This is a genomic window from Candidatus Enterovibrio escicola (genome assembly GCF_002464935.1).
GTDB lineage: Bacteria > Pseudomonadota > Gammaproteobacteria > Enterobacterales > Vibrionaceae > Enterovibrio > Enterovibrio escicola.
In genome coordinates, this window is record NZ_NBYY01000028.1 from 42512 (window position 1) to 59604 (window position 17093).

A 17093-nucleotide genomic window follows, 5' to 3' on the forward strand; every position below is an offset into this window, starting at 1 on the left:
ATATGTTTACTGTAAGTTCTCTAGATCTGTAGAAATGCCCGCAAACAATGCAGTACTTAGATATCGTTCTCCAGAGCTTGGCAGAACAGTAACGATAGTTTTACCTGCAAACTCACGGAGGTTCGCTATTTTGTTTGCGGCTGCCACCGCGGCTCCAGAAGATATACCCGCAAGGATACCTTCGTCTTCCATCAGACGTCTAGCCATGTAAATTGCTTCGTCAGAAGTAACATGAATCACCTTATCAATCAATGACAAGTCCAAATTTTTTGGTATGAAACCAGCGCCAATACCTTGAATTTTATGAGATGCCGGCTGTACTTCACTACCCTCAAGGGTTTGTGTAATGACAGGTGACTCTGTAGGTTCAACCGCCACGGTCGTAATTGCTTTACCTTTTGTATTTTTAATGTAGCGGCTAACGCCGGTTAACGTACCGCCAGTACCAACCCCAGAAACGAATACATCAATCGTACCGTCAGTATCTTCCCAAATTTCTGGCCCCGTTGTTTTTTCGTGTATCTCTGGATTTGCTGGGTTATCAAACTGTTGTAACAGTAAATATTTTTCTGGATTAGACGCTACAATTCCTTCAGCTTTCGCAATTGCACCCTTCATGCCTTTTGCTGCTTCGGTTAGTACCAAATTTGCACCTAGTGCTTTAAGCAATTTACGACGTTCAAGGCTCATTGATGTTGGCATAGTCAGTGTTAATTTGTAACCACGTGACGCAGCAACATATGCCAAGGCGATACCTGTATTACCACTGGTTGCTTCTACCAGCTCAACGAAGGGTTTTAACTTTCCTCTTTTTTCTGCGTCCCAAATCATATTCGATCCAATACGACATTTAACGCTGAAGCTAGGGTTCCTAGATTCAATTTTAACTAGTACCTTTCCATTAGATATACGATTCAGTCTTACTAAAGGTGTATTACCGATAGTAGTTGAATTATCTTCGTGAATTTTACCCATCTACTTCGTTCCTTAGCTTGCTCAAGTATGTATATAAAGCATATCCTTTTTTTTCTAATTCTAAAAATAATCGTTAGTTATATCTTATTGATAAACATTTAATTTTAGATAACACGTTTCAAATTTAGAAAACGATAAGAGCTAAAAGAACTCGGGAAGGTATGAGCAAGTTAAGCTTAGATACGCCATAGAGAGATGAACTACATGACCAAGTCACGGCCTGAATCATTTGACTAGGTCGTGTTAATCTTCAATGAGTGTATTTTGAACAGCGCGGAGAAGTGTTATCATTACTTCTCTAAAAACAACCTAGCCTACAATACCTTGCCTAGAACCTTGTTAAGTGATAATCACTGAGAATTATTACTTCAATTAATGAAGAATACTGGAGAGCGTTTATGACAAGCCAAAACATAGAATGACTTCTGAAGTCATTCCCTATCGGATGCGAACTGGTATTCCATGGTGAGATTTGCCTCGTTCATTTGGAAAGTGGAGCAACGATTGAATCGTTGGCCTAAAAAAGCATTCTAGAAAAATTTCTCGAGGAATTGTCTAAAAATAGTTGACTTTAGATGGGTCTTTATTGAGGAGTTATTGATCAAATCAGTCCTACAATGCACTGACAAAAATCTTTTTTAACAGTCTTCATTTATCTGTTGGCGAACTGGCATACTGAGTCTTATGATCTTGTTCATTGCTTTCATATTTACCAGAGCTTCACCAACTTGAGTTGTATAATCACGAAAAGTGAGTGTAGGACTGAGAAACTGCTTATAGCGATACATTTCTGTTTCGGCTACTAAGCGTTTGTGATAACCCCTGTCCTTTTTCCACTTCACCCGTTTCTCCTCTTTCAACGCCTTCATAGCTTCATTTTTAGGACGCCCTCCTCCCCGTACCCCGCGTTGCTTCGAAGTGGAATACTTGGCATTATTCCTTTATTTTTCAGTACGTGATGACCTGCTCTTGTGTCATAGGGTCTATCAGCACTGACTTATTGTATTTTTCGTCGTAATGGGTTAAGTAATCTAGGTAAAACCTCATTATCACCCATAGAAACTAAGCTAACTTCTGCAGCAACAACCTCATGAGTAGACACATCAACGGCAAGATGAAGTTTTCGGCAGATACGCCGCTTCTACTTACCGTGTTTACGTGTTTTTCATTCACCTTTGCCGTATACTTTTAGGCCTGTGGCATCAATAATAACGTGGGTGATAGCTCCTCTATTTAGCAAATGGTACTTAACTTTTACGGTCTTCGAACGCTTACTCATGCAGGTGTATGTAGGAGATTTTAGCGGGACATTCATCAACGTAAAAATCAAATTGAGAAGGCCTTATTATCCACAAAAGTAGGATCTTGAAAATACTTTTCACCATCAGTGCCGTTTTAATCGCGGTATCCGAAAATATAAACCCGCGGCCACAATGACCGTGATGATTTAGACAATGGCATGCCATTAATGCTTAATGGCAGCGACATCTATCCAGAAAGTGACTGAGCCTCGGTTTACTAATGCTTGATTATATTGTTCAAGTACATCAAAAAATCACTGGGCTAGTGACTCCAAATCATGAGCGAATAGAGAAAAGCAGTGGCGATAGTTTCATAAATATTTATTTTTCCATGAAATAGTAGCGAATTGTGTACCTATTTTGAATTTTCAAAAGAAGAAAAGCACGATATTGTTCATGCAGACAGTCTTGTAGAGCACCCTTATATTATTTTAAAAAAGGGTGGTATTAGTAGCTTGATTGGGAAATAGAACACTTGAAACTTGAATTTAGGGGTAATTTAAGCTAAGAATGAATTTTTTGGTATTAGCTTTGTCAAAATGTGATTAGGAAAGGTACTTTTGGGTATACTTACGGGTTGAGCATTAACTTTTGTGTGCTTTTTGTTATAGTATAAGCAAAAAAACTTATAACATTGGCAATGCTTGTTCCAAGGTGTTTAGATTGAGGTTGATCTAGGATTTCTCGTTGCTAATTGTATAAATACTGAGATTTAATGATGCAGGAATTACGCCTTGTATTGATTGTTGTTGGAGTTGTAGCTATTACAGCACTTCTACTCCATGGTCTGTGGATCATTAGGAAAGAAAAGCCTAAAAAGTTTACTGAAAAGCTGCTTGGTAAGCGAACTGGCAAGAATTATCCTAGATTTTATCAGGATGTTACCAGATCTACTCATGTTATTAAAGTGAGTGCTGACAAGCAGAAAATAGGAAGGAAAGAGCTTGAGTTAAACCCTGATGATAGATCAAGCGTCGATCCACTCTTCCTAGATGTGAATTGGGTCTCTACAGAAGAAAATGATGTGGAACTAAGTGTAGATTTTAATCGATATAGAAAACCCTACAACGTAACAGAGGAAGAGAAGATCGTTCTTCCAGCATTTTCTGCCACTGATGTGGAGGATGAATTTGAGCAGGTTGGTGTCTCGGTTGTATCTAAGAAAGCTACTATCGATTTCTATCAGGCCACCTTGTCCCATAATGATGTGCCTGAAAAAAATAAATTAAAGAAAACGATCTCAGAGCCTCAAAATGAACCAACTGTTACTAAGGAAGTTGAGGTAAATACCAAAAATCCTGAGCAGCAGGAAAAAATCCAAGAGCTAGTTCTGATCATGAATGTACAAGCTGTCAAAAATCAGAAATTTGACGGCACAGAACTCATCAACAGTCTTGAACAACACGGTCTGCTTTATGGTGAAATGGAGATTTTTCATCGGCATGCTGAACCAGTAGATACTGGAAAGATACTGTTTAGTGTAGCTAATATGTTCAATCCAGGCAGTTTCCCGCAAAAAACGATTAATCAATTCAGTACACAGGGTATCACCCTGTTTATGACCTTACCTTGTTACGGTGACGCTGGACAAAACTTTAAATTAATGCTAAAAACGGCTCAGCAAGTTGCTGACCAATTAGGTGGTTTGGTGACAGACGATAGGCGCAGTATGATGACACCACAACGTTTGGACTGTTATCGAAAGAAGATCAAAGAGTTTAATTTACACGAACAATAGAGGAACCGCTAGAATGAACGTTTGTATGAGCTAAAATAAGGTACTGTTTCGCATATTGTCAAAACTTTGTTAACATTGACTCAAAATAAATGCACTTAACTGTATTATCGCCGATCTAAAACTGATCTACCCACGTAATTAACCTCAGATCTGCATAGGCGCTTGCTTATCAAGCTAATTCATCTTGATGATCGGCTTCTTCGGTTGAAATGAATACGTGATGAGACCCGAGAGCAAGTTGTCCATAAAGCTGATACAATTGCAGTGCCGAGAATGCTCAATTTGGGATATGTTTTTTAGTTGGTCAAAAACTGTTTCAATAATAAATCGTTTCCGGAGCATCAGGCGGTTCTAAATTTTTATCACTTTGGGTTTCATATTCTTTTTTACACCCGTTATCAGTGTCACTCCCTTGTTTGCAAGTTCCCGCTCCAATGGATCAGAGATATAACCTTTATCTTCATATAAACACCCCTAAGGCTCGTCAACCCTTTCTGATATAGGCTTTCTATCATCCAAGTTAGCCGTCGTCACTTTGACTGAGATAATGTTACTTTAGTCATTGATAATAAGGTGTAATTTAAAACTGTAGAACCACCCCTAGTTTTTTCTCGCTTCGCGGTACCTTTAAAAACCTGATATCTGAGAATGGGTAAGTTGTGACAAACCTGTAGCTTAGATGAATCAACGAAGGCAATCCCTGTCAGCTTTGCCTGATGGTGAAGTAGTGACAAACAAAGTGGATGTAATAGGTTTTCAAGTCTCGATAGCCAGATTGATGGAAAACGATCACTATCGTCATCACTTCGCTAACTGAGAGGCAAGAAAGCTTATTTCTTTGTTTGATACCGGAAGAAATTAGGTATTTTTCCCCATGCAGGAAGGAAAGTCTGGTAGAAGTCGTCGACATCGACGAAAACGGCGTCTGAGTTATTCATACCCAAGTCCTTATACAGTTAATAGGTTATTTCAAACAATCAGATCGCGACTTTGGCACTTAGTTCATTTCTTATGCGCAGCTCAGGTTATTTAATATACTTTTACACGTGAATAAGGGTTCAAGGTAATCTTCATGCAAACTAGTAAATACTCAAAATCGATGAAAATAGATAAGAAGGTGATCGGTATATCCATTGAACACTAATTTTTGAACACTAATTTTGGATATAAACCTCAATCAATCTATTGAATATATCTCCTTAAAATGTCATGGAAAATTGATTTGAGTTAAGTATAGCAATTCAAATCTTCGTTAGTTTATCGTCGATTGATAGCTAAAACAGATCAATCAGTTTAAGCTGTTCACAGATTTAATTACACAAACTGGAATAAACAATGTATCGAGGTAAGTCATGTATCAAAAGCAAGTAGAAATCACTGCTGAAAACGGTCTGCACACTCGTCCTGCTGCTCAGTTCGTTAAAGAAGCAAAAAACTTCGATGCTAAAATTATTGTAGAATCTGCAGGTAAAGTAGCTAGTGCAACGAGCTTGTTCAAGCTACAAACTCTAGGCCTGAGCAAAGGTACCGTCGTGACCATTCAAGCAGAAGGTACACAAGCTAAAGAAGCTGTTGATTGCCTAGTTAAACTTATGAAGAAGCTGGAATAGTCCAGCTTTTTTTCTCTCTAATTGATTATTTAATTTGGTCAACGTAAGGTAAGGCTATGATTTCAGGTATCCTGGCATCCCCAGGTATTGCTTTTGGCAAAGCGCTGCTACTTCAAAAAAACGAAATCGTTATCAATAAAAATCCAGTTTCTTCTGATCAACTGGATACGGAGATTCAACGTCTATTCCATGCACGCGACAAATCTAAACAACAACTTGAAGCAATCAAAGATAGGGCTCGTATCATTTTTGGTGAAGAAAAAGAGGCTATATTCGAAGGTCACATAATGTTGCTGGAAGATGAAGAGCTAGAAGAAGAAATCATAGCTTTCATCAAACGAAACCATGCTTCTGCTGATCACGCAATTTATAGCGCATTCGAAGAGCAGGCGTTGGCTCTAGAATCTCTTGATGATGAGTACCTGAAAGAACGTGCAACCGATATTCGCGATATAGGTTCCCGTTTTGTTAAGAATGCTCTAGGTCTGAATATTATTTCCTTGAGTACAATTCACGAGGAGGTCATTCTGGTTGCTAATGACCTATCTCCTTCTGAAACAGCACAAATCAACCTAGATTATGTTCAAGGATTCATTACAGATATTGGTGGCCGTACATCTCACACGTCTATCATGGCGCGTTCCCTAGAACTACCGGCAATCGTCGGTACGATTGATATAACCAAACGTGTAAAAAACGGCGATATGCTGGTGCTTGATGCAATCAATAACAAAATTGTGATCAATCCCATTGAAAAAGAACTGACTAAATTCAAAGCAATCCGTGATGACTACATGGTAGAAAAAGAAGATCTGGCAGAACTGAAAGACCTGCCCGCTATAACTCTGGATGGTCATCAAGTAGCAGTTTGTGGTAACATCGGTACAGTTAAAGACTGTAAGGGTGTAAATCGAAACGGCGCTGAAGGTGTGGGTCTTTACCGTACGGAGTTTCTGTTCATGGATCGTGACTCACTACCGACTGAAGAAGAGCAGTATAACGCATACAAAGACGTTGCAATAGCAATGAAAGACTACTCAGTGATTGTTCGTACTATGGATATTGGTGGCGATAAAGATCTACCATATATGGATTTGCCTAAAGAGGCGAATCCATTCCTAGGTTGGCGTGCAGTACGCATCAGTCTAGATCGTCGTGATATTCTGCGTGACCAGATGCGTGCAATCCTTCGTGCTTCTGCACACGGTAAACTGCGTGTGATGTTCCCAATGATCATATCAGTCGAGGAAATTCGTGAGCTGAAGAAGGCTATCGAAGAATACAAAGTAGAATTGTGTGCTGAAGGTTTAGTATTTGACGAGAAGATCGAAATCGGTGTTATGGTTGAGACACCCGCCGCAGCGGCAATTGCTCACCATCTAGCAAAAGAAGTTGAATTCTTTAGCATTGGTACAAATGACTTAACCCAGTATACTCTTGCAGTTGACCGTGGCAATGAAATGATCTCTCACCTGTATAACCCACTTTATCCAGCAGTACTAACTGTCATCAAGCAGGTCATTGATGCTTCCCACAAAGAAGGAAAATGGACAGGCATGTGTGGTGAACTTGCAGGAGACGAACGTGCCACTCTGCTGCTATTGGGTATGGGTCTTGATGAATTCAGTATGAGTGCTCTTTCTATTCCACGTATTAAAAAAATTATCCGTAATGCTAATTACTTTGATGTAAAAGCCATGGCAGAAAAGGCTCTGGAAATGCCTACAGCAGCAGAAATCGTCGCACACGTAGATAAATTCATTGCTGACAAGACTGACAAGTAAACTACTGCAGCAAGTTACTATAACGCTTAGGAGCAAACACAATGAGTCTGTTTGATAAACTAAAGAAGCTTGTTTATGCGAACAATAGCAATGCAGGTGTGATTGAAATCATTGCACCCCTATCTGGGGATATTGTAAACATTGAAGACGTACCAGATGTTGTTTTCGCTGAGAAAATAGTTGGAGACGGTATTGCAATTAAGCCAACGGGTGATAGAATGGTTGCACCCGTTAATGGTACCCTTGGCAAGATTTTTGAGACCAATCACGCTTTCTCTATCAAATCTGAAGACGGTGTTGAGCTATTTGTTCACTTCGGTATTGATACTGTTGAGTTGAAAGGAAAAGGATTCAAGCGGATTACTCAAGAAGGACAAACGGTTAAAGTTGGCGATACCATAATCGAATTCGATCTGGCAATGCTGCAACAAAAAGCTAAGTCTACCCTAACCCCTGTTGTTATCTCTAACATGGACGAGTTCAAAGAGCTGAATAAGCTTTCTGGTTCTGTTATTGTTGGTGTAACTCCAGTACTACACATCAAAAAGTAATTGTTGATTAGAGAAAAGCGTAGCTGACGTTGCGCTTCTCTCCCTGTTAACATTCAAAAAGTGATAGAATATTTCTAGGCAAGGTATGTTATTGTTAGTATCATTTATTTAAAAATAACAAAATACCTCTTAAAACCCTAAATATCTCTTAGGTCGATGATTGATCCTTGCTCAAGCGAAGGTAATATTTTCATCCGTGATCCTTTTAAAGATTGTCCTTTTCTTTGCGTACTGTCGAAAAAGCCGATTAGCTTTTTATTTACCCCTCGTTTCCCTGGATTAGTAAGGGAGGAAAGAGTAAATCTTAACACCTAAATCTTTTACTATCTTTTCATGATGAGCAAGCTTTCGACCACTATTTGCCGTAATAGTATGGACCTGTTTTTTGTATGGCATAAGTAAATCTATTGTTTCTTCAGTGACATTAACTGCCAATTTCGGTGTCACTTGTTTAATTAATCTCAGATCTGCATAAGAGCGTGCTTATCAAGCCGAGTCATCTTGATGTTAGCTTTCTTTGATTAAATGAACTCCACCAGTAAATTGACCATAAAGCTGACACAACTACAGTGCCGAGAATGCCTTATTTGTGATATGTTTTTTAGTTGATCAAAGACTATTTCAATAATAATTTATTTTTTAAGAAAAGATGATCCCAAAGCTTCATCACTTTTGGTTTCATGTTTTTCCGTGTATTCGTGATGAGAGTAATTACTTTTTCGGTGAGTCTCTCCTTAAGGTAGCTAAATATAAACCCCTTATCTCCACAGATCATCGGCCATATTAGGCACGGGCATCCGTGCCTTCTCTCGAGTGCGATACATCAACATTAATGAATGTTATTTTAGTTGTAAAAAACTTACAGCCTGCTGTGCAACTACATTCCATCTTGATGTACAGGAAGAGGTGTTTATCTGAGAAGTAGATGATGAATAGTATTTTGTGGGTAAGAAAAATATCTGTCGCTGGCTCTAGTATATTTTGGAGCCTCGATTGAAGGAAATTATTTCTGCCGAATTCGGTTCTTGTAGAAGGAAGATATTCAATTTACTTTTCAATATGTTATCCATATTTAATGTTAGATTTTGAGTGCACTTCTTTAATAAAAGAAAAACGAATTTTGTATCCTAATATCGTGCTTATAATGCCAGTACTATTTTTTTTCATACATCTAATAGGTTGTAAGGTGCGTTAGCATGACTGGTAAAGTGGTAGCGATAGCATCTACCATTACAGACGTCATAGTTTCTAATAGAAGTTTTTACGATAAATAGAGATCTCTTTTTTACGGAGACCAAATTATTAAACATATAGTAGATATGCTTATTAAGCAGTTACTGTTTCATTTGGCGTTCTCTAATAAACGTAAGTGCTTTTCTAATACGTGAAACAAGTCTTTTTTTACCTACGAGATACATAACAGCATCTATAGATGGTGATTGACTAACACCTGTGATCGCAACTCGTAAAGGCATACCTACTTTACTCATCCCGACTTCTAGTTCTGTACAGGTATCAGAAATCACGTTATGCAGCGAATTGATACTCCAATCTTCTAGAGATTCAATTTTGGATAAAGTTAGATCAAGCACTTCTTTTGCGACGGGTCGTAGGTGTTTCTTTGCTGCATCTGCATCAACAGTTTGGTTCTCTTGATAAAAATAACGGCTTTGATCGGCTAGTTCGATGAGTGTATTACAGCGTTCACCAATAAGTTTGATTACGTCTCTAATGTCTGGACCGTTTGAAATATCAATGTTTTTTTGGTCAAGATGCCATTGAAGATACTTAGATACATACTCTGGATCAGACGATTTAATGTAGTGATTATTCAACCAAAGTAGTTTATCCGCATTAAATGCAGATGCAGATTTACTGATCGAATTTAAGTCGAAAAGGTTAATCATCTCTTCGATTGAGAAAATTTCCTGATCACCATGTGACCAACCTAATCGGACTAGATAGTTAAGCAGAGCATGAGGTAGGTAGCCATCATCACGATACTGCATTACGTTGACTGCTCCATGTCGTTTGGAAAGCTTTGATCCATCATCACCTAAGATCATTGCACAATGAGCAAACTCAGGAATGCTAGCACCGAGTGCTTTATAAATATTGATTTGACGAGGGGTGTTATTGATGTGATCATCGCCACGTATAACTTGAGTAATTCCCATGTCCCAATCATCAACTACGACGCAGAAATTATAGGTAGGAGCGCCGTCCGACCGCCGAATAATAAGATCATCCAGTTCAGAGTTAGAGATTTCAATGTTGCCACGAATCTTGTCATCAAAAATGACACTACCTTCTTTTGGATTCCGAAAGCGAATAGCAAAAGGCCACTCTTCCGTTGCTATTGAATTTACTTCAATGACTTTTGGATGAGTGGCATCGTAGTGGGGTTTTAATCCTGCAGCCACTTGCTCTTCGCGAATTTCGTCAAGCAATTCTTTCGGAGCGTAGCACTTGTATGCTTTATTTTTTGCCAACAATTCATCAAGGAGTTGGTTATAGCGGTCAAGACGTTTAGTTTGGTAGTATGGTCCTTCGTTCCAAGTCAACCCTAACCATTCGAGGCCTTCAATTATGGCATCAATTGCTTTTTGCGTAGAACGTTCAAAATCACTGTCTTCTATTCTCAAAACAAACTTTCCATCGGTGTGTTTAGCATAGAGCCAAGAGTAAAGGGCAGTTCTCACACCGCCTACGTGTAAAAATCCTGTAGGGCTGGGAGCAAAGCGAGTTTTTACGGTCATGTAGCTTACCTTGTACAATGCTAAAGAAAGCAGGGATAGGCCTGCCAGTAAATTTGCATATAGTAGCACTAATACTCTGCTCTACAATCATATTGACTTAGTACAATATGTAAGTCTTAGTTGATAACTTACCTTGTATATCAAAACAACTTGAAAATGCAGGTTTCAGTGAGCTTTACTGATGTCATGATCAAGGCATCTCTTTGTAGGTATCGTCAGCTCTATCAAAAATGGATAACACTGAGTATAACGTCAGTAAAGTCATCCTACTGGAAGTTAGTGGTGTGCCCATTCCGTTGTTAACTTTTATAAAATATATTAATTAACCTCAGATCTGCATAGACGCTTGCTTATCAAACCTAGTCATCTTGAAGCTCGGCTTCTTTGGTTAAAATAAATACACGATAAGCCCCGCCAGCAAGTTGACGATAAATCTGATACAATTACGGTGCCGTAAATACTCGATTTGGGAGATGTTTTTTAGTTGGTCAAAAATGGTTTCAATAATAAATCGTTTCTGGAGCAACCGGCGGTTCCAAAGTTTCATCACTTTGGGTTTCATGTTTTTTTACACCCGTTATCAGTGTCACTCCCTTGATTGCAAGATCCCGCTCCAATGGATCAGAGATATAACCTTTATCTTCATATAAACACCCCCAAAGCTCGTCGACCCTTTCCGATATAGGCTTTCTATCATCCAAGTTAGCCGTCGTCACTTTGACTGAGATAATGCCACCTTGGTCATTGATAATAAGGTGTAATTTGAAACCGTAGAACCACCCCATAGTTTTTTTCCTCGCTTCGCGGTACCTTTGAAAACCTGATATCTGAGAATGGGTAGGTTGTGACAAACCTGTAGCTTAGATGAGTCAACGAAGGAAATCTCTGTCAGCCTTGCCTGACGGTGAGGTAGCTACAAATAAAGTGGATGTAATAGGTTTTGAAGTCTCGATAGCCAGATTGATGGAAAGCGATCACTATCGTCATCACTTCGCTAACTTGAGAGGCGAGAAAGCTTATTTCTTTGTTTGATACCGGAAGAAATTAGGTGTCCTTCCCCATACAGGAAGGAAAGCCTGGTAGAAGTCGTCGACATCGACGAAAACGGCGTCTGAGTTATTCATACCCAAGTCATTATGTAGTCAATAGGTTATTTCAAACGATCAGATTGCAATTTTAGCATTTAGTTCATTTCTTATGCGCAGCTCAGGTTAATTAAACTTCTCAAGTTAGTGAAGAGTTTGCAAATGTGAAAGCGATGAACAAAGTTCTAAGACTCAGTCTGTCTGTTCGCCAGCAGACAAATTAAGACTGTAAAAAACATTGGGAGCAGTGCGTTATAGGCCTGATTTAATCAACAACGGAAAGGAATGGTATTAATAGCTTGTTTGGAAAATTGTCGGACTTCCGTCTCTAAGTCAAGTATAACAATAATGGATTTGTTAATCCATTGTTTTCTATTAGATTTCTATCTAGAATAAACAATCAATTTAAATTGGTTGTTTAGGAACTTAGAAAATAAGCACATTATTTGGTGGAACATGGTGTGATTCATCATACTTTGCCATTTCCTTCATCTTACGTAAATTAAGCTCCAGTTCAGTAACGTAGCTATCACCAACAGGATAACTACTTATCACTTCTGCTGCGCGTATAATACCGTCAACCATGCCAAGCGTTCTATCTTCACCTAACGTTTGGTCATCAACTTTCATTAAGTTACTAACTCGAATGCCGTATACTTGCTCGGATAATTCTTTATACGCTTCAAGCTTAGATGCACGCATCGCTTTAAGCTGTTTTTCTTCTAATGTATCACCGTGTTGAATACTTATGGAGGCTGTTCCCACGGCGTTCAGGAGCTCATCCGAACGCATTTGTGTCAGGGGATGGCACGCATTTAATAGAAGCAACATCACCATTATAAGCCATGTTTTCATGTGCTCTCCATTCTTCAAGATAGGTTTCAACGTAATTTAAATATTTATATGATTATGGTTAGATTATCTAGTCAATCTGTTATATACAGTAAAAGTATGTTCTTTTAGCTGTCAGCGATCTTGATGTCCACTACTTTAGATATCATGCTTTCTCATAAAGGTTACCTCCATGAATCATGAATAAAGAAACGTTCTTCACGGAGACCCACTTATTGAACACATGATCTAAGGTTTCAACATAATCGTTTCTGGAGTGTGTTTATGTTTGTCACCACGAATAATGACACCATCTTCAATACGCACTTTTCTCAAGGTATCAAGATCTCGACCAATACGATCAGCTGGCAAGAAACCTTGTGCCGCCGCAATAACCACCCGAGAACGCATACCAACAATACGAGCATTGACCAGTATTCCACCACCTTGTCGTAACATGGTACCTGTCAATACGTAATCAATGTTCTGCTCTGGATTAAGTTCTTTCCAATTACGGCTTAAAGTAAAGTCACCCTTGTGTGTAACGCGAATAGAGCCCGTATTCTTGAAATCTATGACTGTAAAGCCGCGACGTTGTAGTTGGTATATCATGCCTTCAGTTACCGTATTACCAAGCCAATTTGACTCACTCATGTCTTCAATGTCGACAAACGAAACGATTGCCATAGGTGTTTTGGCCGTAAGGTAATTATTGGTTTCAAGCAATTCTATTGTTAAACCATTGAGAAAATAATCGAGAGTATGCCGAGGTTTTTGTTGTAATAAAAACGGACTACCAGAATACGGTTCTTTACCATTATATATTGGATTATAAGCACAAGATGCGGTTGCAAGACTCAGTAATATCACTATCCAATTTTTCATTGTCGTCTGGCTCCGGACACATTTAATTTCTGACTTTTTACTTATTCACCATTCACTTGACTTTGGTAACAGTCAAATCCAAGTTGCGACCACTTTTTGGGAATATTATTTGCAGCTATGCAGTGAAATATTTCACGATGATTGCTCATTACCTAGTAGGTTTTTCTGTTATGCTTCTTGTTGATTTAGCAATTTTCATACCTACTATTGGGAATAGAGGTCATGCACAAACATCTTCTTAAGACCTTGGTCGCTTATATAGCACTATTCACGGTGTCAGTAAACGCTGTCTGGTATGAAGTCACTAGTATCAGTGCTGTACTGGGGAATAAAGCACGAATGCGAGAGCGCGCACTAGAAGATGCTGTTTATCAAGCGATCTTATTTTCTGGAGCGGATATTTCTGGATTAATTGGGATACGTCCTTACTTGAAAGAAATACGGAGTGATTATCAATTCAGTGGTAATGAGATCCGTCGTATACAAGTTCTAGATACAAAGCAAGAAAAAGGTGTCATAAAATTGACAGCTCGGATAGATATCTATCCTATGGCAAATGCTTGCCACAAGAATCAATATCGAAAGGATCTTTTGATAGGTCGATTCAAAATCGTTTCGCCAGCTCATGCCGCCCTAGGTGGAATCTTTCAGTTTGGTGATGATTTTACTGCCCTGCTACAGCGACAGTTCGAAACACAGGCGCAAAGTTTCGTTGTTAAGGGAATTTCCTCCCACACAATTTCTTCAATACAACCTCATGTGGCTACGATGATCGCAGAAGACATGGGCGCACAGTATTTACTGATTGGTACAATCACAGACATGACGGCAACCATAGGAACAAAGGTGCAGGGAAAAGATAAAATTAACCGACAACTCGCATTATCCATTGATGTATTAGATGGTAAATCAGGCGAAGTAATTTATCAAAATATATATCGTGATATAGCCACGTGGTCATTTGAAAAACACAGTAAGGTTGATACAAAAACTGCACATTTTTGGACATCCACGTATGGAGAAATGGCACGGACAATGAGTCGTAATATCTTACTCGACCTTGAAAATAACCTCGCTTGTCGGGCGACAACACCAGAGGTTGTATCTATAAATAGTCAAGGTGGGCAAATTAATGCAGGGCGAATTCACGGAGTAAAATATGGTGATAAATTATCACTCTGGCACAATGCATCATTCACTGATCAATATGGTGTAAATCGCACCAGATTGAAGAAAAGTGATATACAGCTTACTGTTGTCCGCGTTTATGAAAGCTCTGCAGAAATAACCATTTCCCCCGTGGAATTCAGCACAAGCATTCAACTTGGCGACATAGTAACCAAATATACACGATAAGATCACTTTTCACTTAACCTAAGACCAGAATCTCAGTATACTTAATTTAGATCTTGCGATGAACTACTACACAACCACCTGCTTCCATAGCTCAACGGGATAGAGCAGTCGCCTCCTAAGCGATCGATCTGGGTTCGATTCCCTGTGGAAGCGCCATTGGAGCACAAACCCTAAGTCTTCATTAAAATACCAACTCTATATCAATTCCGTACGCTTTCTCTAGCCAGTTTTTACACGCATATTGACTAGTTGTTAACTTCAAATCTGCATAAGTGCTGGCTTATCAAGCTCAAACTTGGTCATCTTGATGCTAGGTTTCTTTGGTTAGAATGAATACGTGATGATCTCCGCCAGCAAGTTAACCGTGAAGCTGATATAATGACAGTGTCGAAAATGATTGATTTTGGGTATATTTTTTTACACCCGTTATTAGGGTCACTCTCTTATCTATAAGTTCCCGCTCCAATAGACCAGAGATATAATCTTTATCTCCGTATCAACACCCCCAAATATTGTCAGCTATTTCCGACACAGGCTTTCTATCATCCACGTTAGTCGCCGTCACTTCGACTGAGATAATGCCACCTTGGTCATTGATAATAAGGTGTAATTTGAAACCGTAGAACCACTCCATCGCTCTTTTTCCTCACTTCGCGGTATCTTTAAAAACCTGATGTCTGAGAATTCACAGTTTGTAACAAACCTGTAGCTTGGACGAATCAACGAAGGCAATCGCTGTCGGCCTTAGCTGACGGTGAGTGAGGTAAGAGCAAAGCGGAACCAAAAGACCTTGCATGAGCTTGAGCATTCGCATGTAGCTAACTAATTCAGAAAATTCGTTGGTGAGGTAACGGCAAACAAAGTGGATGTAATAAGTTTTAAAGTTTCGATATCCAGATTGATGGAAAGCTATCACTATAGTCATCACTTTGCCAACTGAAAGGCGAGAAGATTTATTTCTTTGACACCGGAAGACATTAGGTATTTTTTTCATGCCGGAAGGAAAGTATGGCAGAAGTTATCGACATCAACGAAAACAGCGTCTGAGTTATTCAAACCCAAGTCCTTATGTAGGTAATAGTTTTTTTTCAAACGATCAGATCGCAATTTTGCCATTTAGTTTATCTCTTATGCGCAGCTCAGGTTGATTAATTGATGCCATACAAGAAGTATGTCCATACGATTACGGCAGATAATGATCAAAAGTTCGTACATCATGAAAAAATAGCAAAAGCTTTGGATGTTGAAGTTTACTTTGCCCACCCTTACTTTTCATGGGATCTGGGGATAAATAAAAATATTAATGAGCTTTTGAGACAGTACCTATTACGTATATAAAGAAGGGATATTCTTACGAATGGTCACCGATGAATAGATTAGCTTCGAGCAAGCAAGGATCAATCATCTGCCTAAGCAATTTTCAGGATTTAATCAGCCTGCCTTTATTCTTAAAGAAAGGGCATGAGCAGCTTGATTGGAAAGTGTAGCATTTCAGATATGAATTCAGGGACTGTTTTTCTTCTACGACAACTGAATGTTGTGAGTAATGATTTTCTTCAATCTAGGCTACCAAACTTAGCAGAGCCTGCGTTAGTTATTTTCATTACCTAGGAAAGACTATTGCTCATCTACTTCACAAATAAGCAGGACTTACTGTACATAAAGAGGGAAAGTAGTTACACAGCGGGGTGTAAGTTTTTGGAAACTTGGCCAACTAGATTAATGCTGATATGTCACACTCGAAAGGAGTTTCGTATACCCGTATTGTTCATATGAAGCTGAACAATTTGCTCGTTGATCTTCACCGGCCAAGCCGTATATGTATATTCAAACTGGAAGGTTCTGCAACCTAACTGGTGACAGTGGCTTGGGTGTTCACCCCAGATCATAGCCTACTATTTAACCGTTCTTTTAACCGTTTTTGTGGACTGATAATAACGACATTTATACCAAAACAACTTGAATAGGAAGGTTTTAACTAGCTCTGATGATATCATCATCAAGGCATCCATTTGTAGGTGTAGTGAGCTCCATCAAAAAGGTATAATACTGAATGAGGTATCAAAAAATTCACCTTATTGGAGGGTATCGATGAGACCATTTCGTCGTTAAATCCAGATGAAATAGACTGCTTATTTGTCGAGAACTGAACGTACTGATGACCTCTGAGATCGAGCATCTTCAAGTTATTTTGGTATAACTTCCATAGTGATGACGG

At 39.0% G+C, this 17093-nt stretch carries 11 protein-coding genes, 1 tRNA gene and 7 pseudogenes; 8 read left to right on the forward strand and 11 right to left on the reverse strand.

Annotation, left to right across the window (positions count from 1 at the left end; all coding sequences use genetic code 11):
* Positions 1 to 6: 6 nt before the first annotated feature.
* Positions 7 to 975 carry a cysteine synthase A gene (gene cysK, locus BTN49_RS09030; RefSeq protein WP_097356912.1) on the reverse strand — a complete coding sequence of 323 codons (969 nt, stop codon included), beginning with the start codon at positions 973 to 975 and terminating at the stop codon, positions 7 to 9.
* A 324-nt stretch (positions 976 to 1299) separates the two neighbouring features.
* Here cysK and BTN49_RS16055 point away from each other — a divergent pair.
* A pseudogene (locus tag BTN49_RS16055) lies at positions 1300 to 1441 on the forward strand (IS5/IS1182 family transposase); the annotation flags it as partial.
* 172 nt (positions 1442 to 1613) lie between these two features.
* On the opposite strand, the pseudogene BTN49_RS09035 reads toward BTN49_RS16055, so the two are convergent.
* A pseudogene (locus BTN49_RS09035) lies at positions 1614 to 2515 on the reverse strand (IS5 family transposase); the annotation flags it as partial.
* 476 nt (positions 2516 to 2991) lie between these two features.
* Between BTN49_RS09035 and zipA the strand changes: the two are divergent.
* On the forward strand, positions 2992 to 4014 hold the full coding sequence (zipA, locus tag BTN49_RS09040) for a cell division protein ZipA (protein WP_097356913.1): 1023 nt from the start codon (positions 2992 to 2994) through the stop codon (positions 4012 to 4014).
* Between the two features lie 174 nt (positions 4015 to 4188).
* Here zipA and BTN49_RS09045 read toward each other — a convergent pair.
* Positions 4189 to 4952: pseudogene (locus BTN49_RS09045) on the reverse strand (IS982 family transposase).
* A 414-nt stretch (positions 4953 to 5366) separates the two neighbouring features.
* Between BTN49_RS09045 and BTN49_RS09050 the strand changes: the two are divergent.
* The 3 genes from BTN49_RS09050 to crr are packed head-to-tail and all read left to right on the forward strand — an operon-like array spanning position 5367 to position 7959.
* Positions 5367 to 5624, forward strand: a complete 258-nt coding sequence (locus tag BTN49_RS09050) for an HPr family phosphocarrier protein (RefSeq protein ID WP_097356914.1) — start codon at positions 5367 to 5369, stop codon at positions 5622 to 5624.
* A 56-nt stretch (positions 5625 to 5680) separates the two neighbouring features.
* Entirely contained in the window at positions 5681 to 7408 is a 1728-nt protein-coding gene (gene ptsI / locus BTN49_RS09055; protein ID WP_097356915.1) for a phosphoenolpyruvate-protein phosphotransferase PtsI, read from the forward strand.
* Positions 7409 to 7449: 41 nt separating this feature from the next.
* The gene (crr, locus tag BTN49_RS09060) at positions 7450 to 7959 is read left to right on the forward strand and encodes a PTS glucose transporter subunit IIA (RefSeq protein WP_097356916.1); all 510 of its coding nucleotides are present in this window, start codon (positions 7450 to 7452) and stop codon (positions 7957 to 7959) included.
* 279 nt (positions 7960 to 8238) lie between these two features.
* Here crr and BTN49_RS14140 read toward each other — a convergent pair whose 3' ends face one another.
* The 7 genes and pseudogenes from BTN49_RS14140 to BTN49_RS09085 all read right to left on the reverse strand — a co-directional run bounded on the left by BTN49_RS14140 (position 8239) and on the right by BTN49_RS09085 (position 13519).
* A complete protein-coding gene (locus tag BTN49_RS14140) occupies positions 8239 to 8406 on the reverse strand; it encodes a hypothetical protein (protein WP_158523719.1) in 168 nt (55 codons plus the stop codon).
* Between the two features lie 77 nt (positions 8407 to 8483).
* Positions 8484 to 8743: pseudogene (locus BTN49_RS21075) on the reverse strand (transposase); the annotation flags it as partial.
* 550 nt (positions 8744 to 9293) lie between these two features.
* Positions 9294 to 10718 carry a glutamate--tRNA ligase gene (gene gltX / locus BTN49_RS09070; RefSeq protein WP_097356918.1) on the reverse strand — a complete coding sequence of 475 codons (1425 nt, stop codon included), beginning with the start codon at positions 10716 to 10718 and terminating at the stop codon, positions 9294 to 9296.
* 388 nt (positions 10719 to 11106) lie between these two features.
* Positions 11107 to 11610 (reverse strand): annotated as a pseudogene (locus BTN49_RS19705) (IS982 family transposase).
* Positions 11611 to 11651: 41 nt separating this feature from the next.
* Positions 11652 to 11842: pseudogene (locus tag BTN49_RS22470) on the reverse strand (IS982 family transposase); the annotation flags it as partial.
* A 387-nt stretch (positions 11843 to 12229) separates the two neighbouring features.
* Positions 12230 to 12658: an LPP20 family lipoprotein gene (locus BTN49_RS09080; RefSeq protein ID WP_097356919.1), complete on the reverse strand. Its 429-nt coding sequence runs from the start codon at positions 12656 to 12658 to the stop codon at positions 12230 to 12232.
* Between the two features lie 225 nt (positions 12659 to 12883).
* Positions 12884 to 13519, reverse strand: coding sequence for a FlgO family outer membrane protein (locus tag BTN49_RS09085; RefSeq protein ID WP_097356920.1), 636 nt, complete (start codon positions 13517 to 13519; stop codon positions 12884 to 12886).
* A gap of 222 nt (positions 13520 to 13741) precedes the next feature.
* Here BTN49_RS09085 and BTN49_RS09090 point away from each other — a divergent pair, with 222 nt between their 5' ends.
* Together BTN49_RS09090 and BTN49_RS09095 are read left to right on the forward strand one after the other, a co-directional pair.
* On the forward strand, positions 13742 to 14875 hold the full coding sequence (locus tag BTN49_RS09090) for a flagella assembly protein FlgT (protein ID WP_097356921.1): 1134 nt from the start codon (positions 13742 to 13744) through the stop codon (positions 14873 to 14875).
* An 80-nt stretch (positions 14876 to 14955) separates the two neighbouring features.
* A tRNA-Arg gene (locus BTN49_RS09095) sits at positions 14956 to 15031 on the forward strand.
* A gap of 102 nt (positions 15032 to 15133) precedes the next feature.
* Here the strand turns inward: BTN49_RS09095 and BTN49_RS22475 are convergent.
* Positions 15134 to 15931: pseudogene (locus BTN49_RS22475) on the reverse strand (IS982 family transposase).
* Between the two features lie 405 nt (positions 15932 to 16336).
* On the opposite strand from BTN49_RS22475, the gene BTN49_RS14145 reads away from it, so the two are divergent.
* Positions 16337 to 16486 (forward strand): hypothetical protein, encoded by a 150-nt coding sequence (locus tag BTN49_RS14145; protein ID WP_158523720.1) that lies wholly within the window; start codon positions 16337 to 16339, stop codon positions 16484 to 16486.
* The last annotated feature ends 607 nt before the right edge of the window (positions 16487 to 17093 follow it).

Excerpts from the sequence above, each read along its gene's own strand:
- cysK (WP_097356912.1), bottom strand. The coding sequence starts at position 975 with ATGGGTAAAATTCACGAAGATAATTCAACTACTATCGGTAATACACCT.
- zipA (WP_097356913.1), top strand. The coding sequence starts at position 2,992 with ATGATGCAGGAATTACGCCTTGTATTGATTGTTGTTGGAGTTGTAGCT.
- BTN49_RS09050 (WP_097356914.1), top strand. The coding sequence starts at position 5,367 with ATGTATCAAAAGCAAGTAGAAATCACTGCTGAAAACGGTCTGCACACT.
- ptsI (WP_097356915.1), top strand. The coding sequence starts at position 5,681 with ATGATTTCAGGTATCCTGGCATCCCCAGGTATTGCTTTTGGCAAAGCG.
- crr (WP_097356916.1), top strand. The coding sequence starts at position 7,450 with ATGAGTCTGTTTGATAAACTAAAGAAGCTTGTTTATGCGAACAATAGC.
- gltX (WP_097356918.1), bottom strand. The coding sequence starts at position 10,718 with ATGACCGTAAAAACTCGCTTTGCTCCCAGCCCTACAGGATTTTTACAC.
- BTN49_RS09080 (WP_097356919.1), bottom strand. The coding sequence starts at position 12,658 with ATGAAAACATGGCTTATAATGGTGATGTTGCTTCTATTAAATGCGTGC.
- BTN49_RS09085 (WP_097356920.1), bottom strand. The coding sequence starts at position 13,519 with ATGAAAAATTGGATAGTGATATTACTGAGTCTTGCAACCGCATCTTGT.
- BTN49_RS09090 (WP_097356921.1), top strand. The coding sequence starts at position 13,742 with ATGCACAAACATCTTCTTAAGACCTTGGTCGCTTATATAGCACTATTC.
- BTN49_RS14145 (WP_158523720.1), top strand. The coding sequence starts at position 16,337 with ATGAGCAGCTTGATTGGAAAGTGTAGCATTTCAGATATGAATTCAGGG.